The following is a 6,533-nucleotide window of genomic DNA, read 5'->3' on the forward strand; positions in this document are numbered from 1 at the left end:
TCTTGTGGAGATATTGGTCGTCCTGCGCTTTGTCGCTTGGCACGAATATACGCCCATTCTCGACAAAGTGATTGATCAACTGGAATAATTAAGTAGTTAGATAGGTATTGTTCTAGTTGTGTGAAACAGCGATCGCTCCATTGACGCAAAATTGCCCACTGAAACAGTTCAGCTAGTTAAATATGGTAAGTAAGGGTCGGCATAATCACTACCTTTGAAGATGAAAGAAGCGATATCAGTATCAATGAGGTAAAAACTCATGGCGTTTGGTTAAATCACTTCTTGGCGTTGTTGTCGTAGGAAAATGAGAAAATCTTCGATGGAGTCTTCTTCCGGCCAAAAGTCAGCAGCAAGATGTTTGAGGTTATCTACGGTGATAGGGGTCTGTGTGGCGAGTAGTTCTTTGAGTGTGGTATCTTGCCAAAACTGATGACTGAGATTTTTAAGATCGGTTTGAGACTGTGAGGATGAATTGCTTTGGGTAAAGATTTGCAATAGTTGTTGACGTTCTGTAGATGATAGCTGTTGGATAGCAGCGATCGCATTTTCGAGTCGTGAAGTCATAGTACGGTTTTTTGGTTATATAATTCTATTTTATTTAAACTCAGGGGCGATAGCTCTCCCAACATCCCCAAAAGCGATTCCTACGGAGCGCTTCGCTATCGCTCACAACTCCCTAATTTTAAGCGAACTGCTTGCAGCAGCGCTTCGCTATCGCTCACAACCCTAATTTTAAACGATCGCCTATTTTTCTTGATTCAGGGGTGAACGCAGATAAACGCAGATAAACGCGGATTTTTTGTCTGAATCAGGATGTCCAGGATTTGAGGATGTCCAGGATATAATTGCTCATTTGTTTGTTGGTGTTTAATGTTGTAATTGTCTGATAGCGTAGTGTGGCGTTAGCCATATCAGAATAAACAAAATCATCCCCAAATTTTCACCAACAATTATTAAATAACATCCTGTAAATCCTTTAATCCTGGTTATCCTGATTCTGACAAATTCATTCCTAAGTGATTACAAACCAATTTCTTGATTATTGATTAATCTGTAAATCCTGTCTAGTTTTCAAACTATCACTAGGAGAAAGTAACTCAATTACAAAATCAGGACAAATGGGAGGAAAGTTTCTCTTAGTAATGTTTATTACCGTTTATGTCTTCCCAATAGCGATCTCCTTGTTTTCCTTTAACCCGTCCAAGACAGTTACCAGATAGATCGTAGCACTTGTATCGGCTTCGATTCCAATGCACCTTCTTCTCCACTCTCACTGTGGCTGGAGCGTAGATTTCAATAAGTCGTTGTACATCTGGTTTAACACCAAAGTTAGTTAATTGTATCTGAGGTTGATTTTCATTAGATGTAGAATATTGAATTGGATCTTGGGATTCACCCTTTCCAACAATGTATTCCAGCGTTTTTACACAGTCAAGGAAAGATGAAATATTACGAGCAACTATCTGCTTTGTTTGAATGTTGATAATTGCGTAACCTGCACCTTCATTGACCACAGCATATTGTCCCTGTACTGTCACATAGGCATTGGTATCTATTTTCTTGATGTCACTCATTTGGCACTCACCAAGCTAACAAAGACAACTATTTTTAATATTCTCTTAATTATACAGAAGTATGTACTTATTTTTCTACCACTAGCACTAGATCCTGAAACAAGTATGTAAACAAAATTTAAAACCAGGTGAGAGAACCTGTATTCTTTGTTAAGATTCATGAATAAATATGTTGTTTTCTATATCATTTTGTGTCAGATATAGGACAAAACCCCCACAGAATCCGAGTTTTCTGCTAAAAAACTCTTATTGCCGAAAATAATTGAAGTTACAAACGGTTATGCCGTGAGGAACTTCATGAGAACACGCTTGAAAGGAGCTTATTTGAATGTTTACCCAAGTCAAGTCCACGATTCGACATATTGCACCTGATGATTTACGGGGACGTAAATTAATCAAGGTTGTCTATGTCGTGCTAGAATCCCAATACCAAAGTGCATTATCACAAGCGGTACGGGAAATTAACGCTAATCATCCCAGCGTTGCCATAGAAATCAGTGGATACTTGATTGAAGAACTGCGGGGAACTGAAAACTTTGAAGGATTTCAACGCGATATAGCCAGTGCTAATATATTCATTGCTTCTCTGATTTTTATTGAAGACTTAGCACAGAAAGTAGTTGCCGCAGTAGAACCCCATCGTGATAATCTCGATGTATCCGTTGTCTTCCCCTCCATGCCCGAAGTTATGCGCCTCAATAAAATGGGTAGCTTCTCCTTGGCGCAGTTAGGACAATCCAAGAGCGTTATCGCTAACTTCATGAAAAAGCGCAAAGAAAAATCTGGCGCTGGTTTCCAAGACGGAATGTTGAAGTTATTGCGGACTCTTCCCCAAGTGCTGAAATTCCTCCCTATGGAAAAAGCACAAGACGCGAGAAACTTCATGCTCAGTTTTCAGTATTGGCTAGGTGGTTCAGCGGAAAACCTGGAAAACTTTTTACTGATGCTGGCTGATAAATACGTATTGAAAGGCGCAGAAAAAGAAAGCTTTGCTGCTGCTGAATACCAAGCACCAGTTGTTTATCCCGATATGGGGATTTGGCATCCTTTAGCGCCAAGTATGTTTGAGGATGTGCGAGAATATCTTAACTGGTATTCTGTCCGCAGGGATATTTCCCGAAATCTCAAAGACCCTCTTGCACCATGTGTAGGTTTGGTTTTACAAAGAACTCACCTAGTGACCGGTGATGATGCCCATTATGTGGCAATTGTCCAGGAATTAGAATCATTAGGTGCGAAAGTTCTGCCTGTGTTTGCTGGTGGTTTGGATTTCTCTAAACCAATAGAAGCTTACTTCTATGAACCTACAACCAAATTACAATTAGTAGATGCGGTAGTCTCTTTAACTGGTTTCGCTTTGGTGGGTGGACCAGCGAGACAAGATCATCCGAAAGCTATTGAAGCCTTAAAACGGTTAAATCGTCCCTACATGGTGGCTTTGCCTTTGGTCTTCCAAACCACCGAAGAATGGCTAGATAGCGATTTGGGGTTACATCCCATTCAAGTAGCTTTACAGATTGCTATCCCTGAATTAGACGGGGCAATTGAGCCTATTATCTTGTCAGGTAAAGATGGGGCAACAGGGAAAGCGATCGCCCTCCAAGACCGGGTAGAAATAGTCGCCAAACGCGCCTTAAAATGGGCAACTCTGCGCCGCAAACCTAAATTAATCAAAAAAGTCGCTATCACTGTTTTCAGCTTCCCTCCCGACAAAGGTAACGTGGGTACAGCCGCATATTTAGATGTATTCGGTTCTATCCATGAAGTCATGAAAGGACTGAAAAACAACGGTTACGACGTGCAGGACATTCCCGAAACTCCCCAAGAGTTGTTAGAACAAGTCATCCACGACGCACAAGCACAATACAACAGTCCTGAACTCAACGTTGCTTACAAAATGTCTGTGCCAGAATATGAAGCACTGACACCCTACTCCCAACGTTTAGAAGAAAACTGGGGACCACCTCCCGGAAACCTCAACAGCGACGGACAAAATCTCTTGATTTATGGGAAACAATTTGGTAACGTCTTCATTGGTGTGCAGCCAACATTTGGTTATGAAGGCGACCCCATGCGGTTGTTATTCTCCCGTTCTGCAAGTCCGCATCATGGTTTTGCAGCTTACTACACCTATCTAGAACGGATCTGGGGCGCTGATGCTGTGTTACACTTTGGGACACATGGCTCATTGGAATTCATGCCCGGTAAGCAAATGGGAATGTCTGGTGATTGTTACCCAGATCAACTAATTGGCTCAATTCCGAATCTGTATTATTACGCAGCCAATAACCCCAGCGAAGCCACAATTGCCAAACGTCGCAGTTATGCAGAAACTATTTCTTACCTAACACCACCTGCGGAAAATGCTGGTTTATACAAGGGTTTGAAGGAACTTAGCGAGTTAATTGCTTCTTACCAAACTTTGAAGGACACAGGACGCGGCGTTTCTATTGTCAATTCCATCATGGATAAATGCCGCATTGTCAACTTAGACAAGGATATTGAGTTACCAGAAACCGACTCTAAGGATATGTCCTCGGAAGAACGGGATAACATCGTGGGTAGCGTTTATCGGCGGTTGATGGAGATTGAATCGCGCTTGTTACCTTGTGGACTGCACGTGATTGGTAAGCCTCCTAGTGCCGAAGAAGCGATCGCCACTTTGGTCAATATAGCTAGTTTAGACCGACAAGAGGAAGAACTGCTAGGTTTACCCGGAATTATTGCTAGAAGTCTGGGACGCAACATTGAAGATATCTACAAAAACAACGATGCCGGAATTTTGGCAGATGTGCAACTATTACAAGATATCACCCTTGCTACCCGTGCGGCTGTCACAGCTTTAGTCCAAGAACAAATTGACGCAGAAGGTAGAGTCATAGCGGTTTCCAAGTTGAACTTCTTCAATATGGGGAGAAAAGAACCTTGGGTAGAATCACTGCACCAATCAGGTTATCCCAAAGTTGACACCTCTGCGTTAAAACCCCTGTTTGAATATTTGGAATTTTGTCTAAAACAAGTTTGTGCAGATAACGAACTGGGTGGACTTCTCCAAGGTTTAGCCGGTGAATACATTTTACCCGGACCCGGTGGTGATCCTATCCGTAATCCTGACGTATTACCCACTGGTAAAAATATTCACGCTTTAGATCCCCAATCTATCCCCACTTCCGCCGCAGTCCAATCTGCGAAAATCGTCGTTGATAGGTTGTTGGAACGGAACAGATCAGAAAATGAGGGCAACTGGCCGGAAACCATCGCCTGTGTCCTCTGGGGTACAGATAACATCAAAACCTACGGTGAATCCCTCGCCCAAATTATGTGGATGATTGGTGTGCGTCCGGTTGCTGATGCTTTGGGACGGGTAAACAAGTTGGAATTGATACCTTTGTCAGAATTGGGTCGTCCTAGAATTGACGTGGTAATTAACTGTTCTGGTGTATTCCGCGACTTGTTCATTAACCAAATGAATTTGCTTGACCAAGGTGTGAAAATGGCTGCGGAAGCTGATGAACCTTTGGAAATGAACTTTGTCCGCAAGCACGCTTTGAAACAAGCTGAGGACATGGGCATAAATCTGCGTCAAGCTGCAACTCGCGTTTTCTCTAATGCTTCTGGTTCTTATTCTTCTAACATTAACCTTGCAGTGGAGAATAGCACTTGGGATAGTGAAGCTGAATTGCAGGAAATGTATTTGAAACGGAAATCTTTCTCTTTCAATTCTGATAATCCTGGGGTTATGGATGAGTCGCGGGAGATTTTTGAAACGACTTTGAAAACTGCTGATGCAACTTTCCAGAATCTCGATTCTTCGGAAATCAGTTTAACAGATGTTTCCCATTATTTTGACTCAGATCCGACTAAGTTAGTAGCAAGTCTGCGTGCAGATGGCAAGAAACCATCTTCTTACATTGCAGATACAACTACTGCGAATGCACAGGTGAGAACTTTATCAGAAACTGTGCGTTTAGATGCGCGGACTAAGTTATTAAATCCCAAATGGTATGAGGGGATGTTATCTCACGGTTACGAAGGTGTGCGGGAACTTTCTAAGCGGTTGGTTAATACTACTGGTTGGAGTGCGACTGCTGGCGCTGTGGATAATTGGATTTATGAGGACACAAACGAAACTTTCATCAAAGATGAGGAAATGCAAAAGCGTTTGATGAATCTCAACCCTCATTCTTTCCGCAAGATTGTTTCTACTTTGTTGGAAATGAATGGACGCGGTTATTGGGAGACTAGCGAGGAGAATTTAGACAGATTGAGAGAGTTGTATCAGGAGGTGGAAAACCGGATTGAGGGTATAGAATAGGATTACATGGGCAGGTAAAATACCTGCCTTAATCAATTTTAATGGGTGAAAGTGGTAAATATTATTACCGAAATCAGTTTTAAGCATCTAACCATAAAATATGAATAGGCAAAATTTACTAGAATCAATAGCTAATACTATTAGTGATTATCGCTTAGGTGAAATTCCTCCTATGACAACTTCTCACGTTGATAGGTGGGTATCTCAGTTTGATGATGATGAACAGTTAATTATTCTTTCGGAAATGGATCATCTTCTCAGTAAATATTATATATCTAAATCTAAGGCTGAATCTTTTCTAACCGAGATTTTAACATCTGAGGAAATTTTTGGTAAGAATCCTTCAGCACTTATTCAATACGGACACTTTCTAGATATTCAAAAAAAAGGAGACAGTCAAAAAGATTTACTGAAATTAGCTAATGAAATAACCATGCGTGAATATGGAATTAGCATTAATCAATCATCTTCACAATCTCGTCTATATATTTATTTAGATGATTGTTTATTTTCTGGTAATAGAGCTTTGCATGATATGCAAGATTGGTTGAATAATTCAATCTCTGATACGAATAATCCATGTTACGTTTATTTAATATTTTTAGGTTGTCATACTTCTGCAAGACGTTATCTTGAGACTAAAC

General features: G+C 41.1%; 3 protein-coding genes and 1 pseudogene. 2 read left to right on the forward strand and 2 right to left on the reverse strand.

The annotated features are described in order from the left end of the window. Window positions 1-270: 270 nt before the first annotated feature. Window positions 271-564, reverse strand: coding sequence for a hypothetical protein (locus IQ228_RS18110; protein ID WP_027402769.1), 294 nt, complete (start codon window positions 562-564; stop codon window positions 271-273). A 572-nt stretch (window positions 565-1,136) separates the two neighbouring features. Continuing rightward, complete coding sequence (locus tag IQ228_RS18120; protein ID WP_193963814.1) at window positions 1,137-1,574, reverse strand: hypothetical protein; 438 nt, start codon at window positions 1,572-1,574, stop codon at window positions 1,137-1,139. A 328-nt stretch (window positions 1,575-1,902) separates the two neighbouring features. Between IQ228_RS18120 and IQ228_RS18125 the strand changes: the two genes are divergently transcribed. Beyond that, window positions 1,903-5,889, forward strand: a complete 3,987-nt coding sequence (locus tag IQ228_RS18125) for a magnesium chelatase subunit H (RefSeq protein ID WP_193963815.1) — start codon at window positions 1,903-1,905, stop codon at window positions 5,887-5,889. Between the two features lie 100 nt (window positions 5,890-5,989). Further along, a pseudogene (locus IQ228_RS18130) lies at window positions 5,990-6,533 on the forward strand (hypothetical protein); the annotation flags it as partial.

This window comes from Dolichospermum sp. LEGE 00246 (assembly GCF_015207865.1).
GTDB lineage: Bacteria > Cyanobacteriota > Cyanobacteriia > Cyanobacteriales > Nostocaceae > Dolichospermum > Dolichospermum heterosporum.

Excerpts from the sequence above, each read along its gene's own strand:
- IQ228_RS18110 (WP_027402769.1), bottom strand. The coding sequence starts at position 564 with ATGACTTCACGACTCGAAAATGCGATCGCTGCTATCCAACAGCTATCA.
- IQ228_RS18120 (WP_193963814.1), bottom strand. The coding sequence starts at position 1,574 with ATGAGTGACATCAAGAAAATAGATACCAATGCCTATGTGACAGTACAG.
- IQ228_RS18125 (WP_193963815.1), top strand. The coding sequence starts at position 1,903 with ATGTTTACCCAAGTCAAGTCCACGATTCGACATATTGCACCTGATGAT.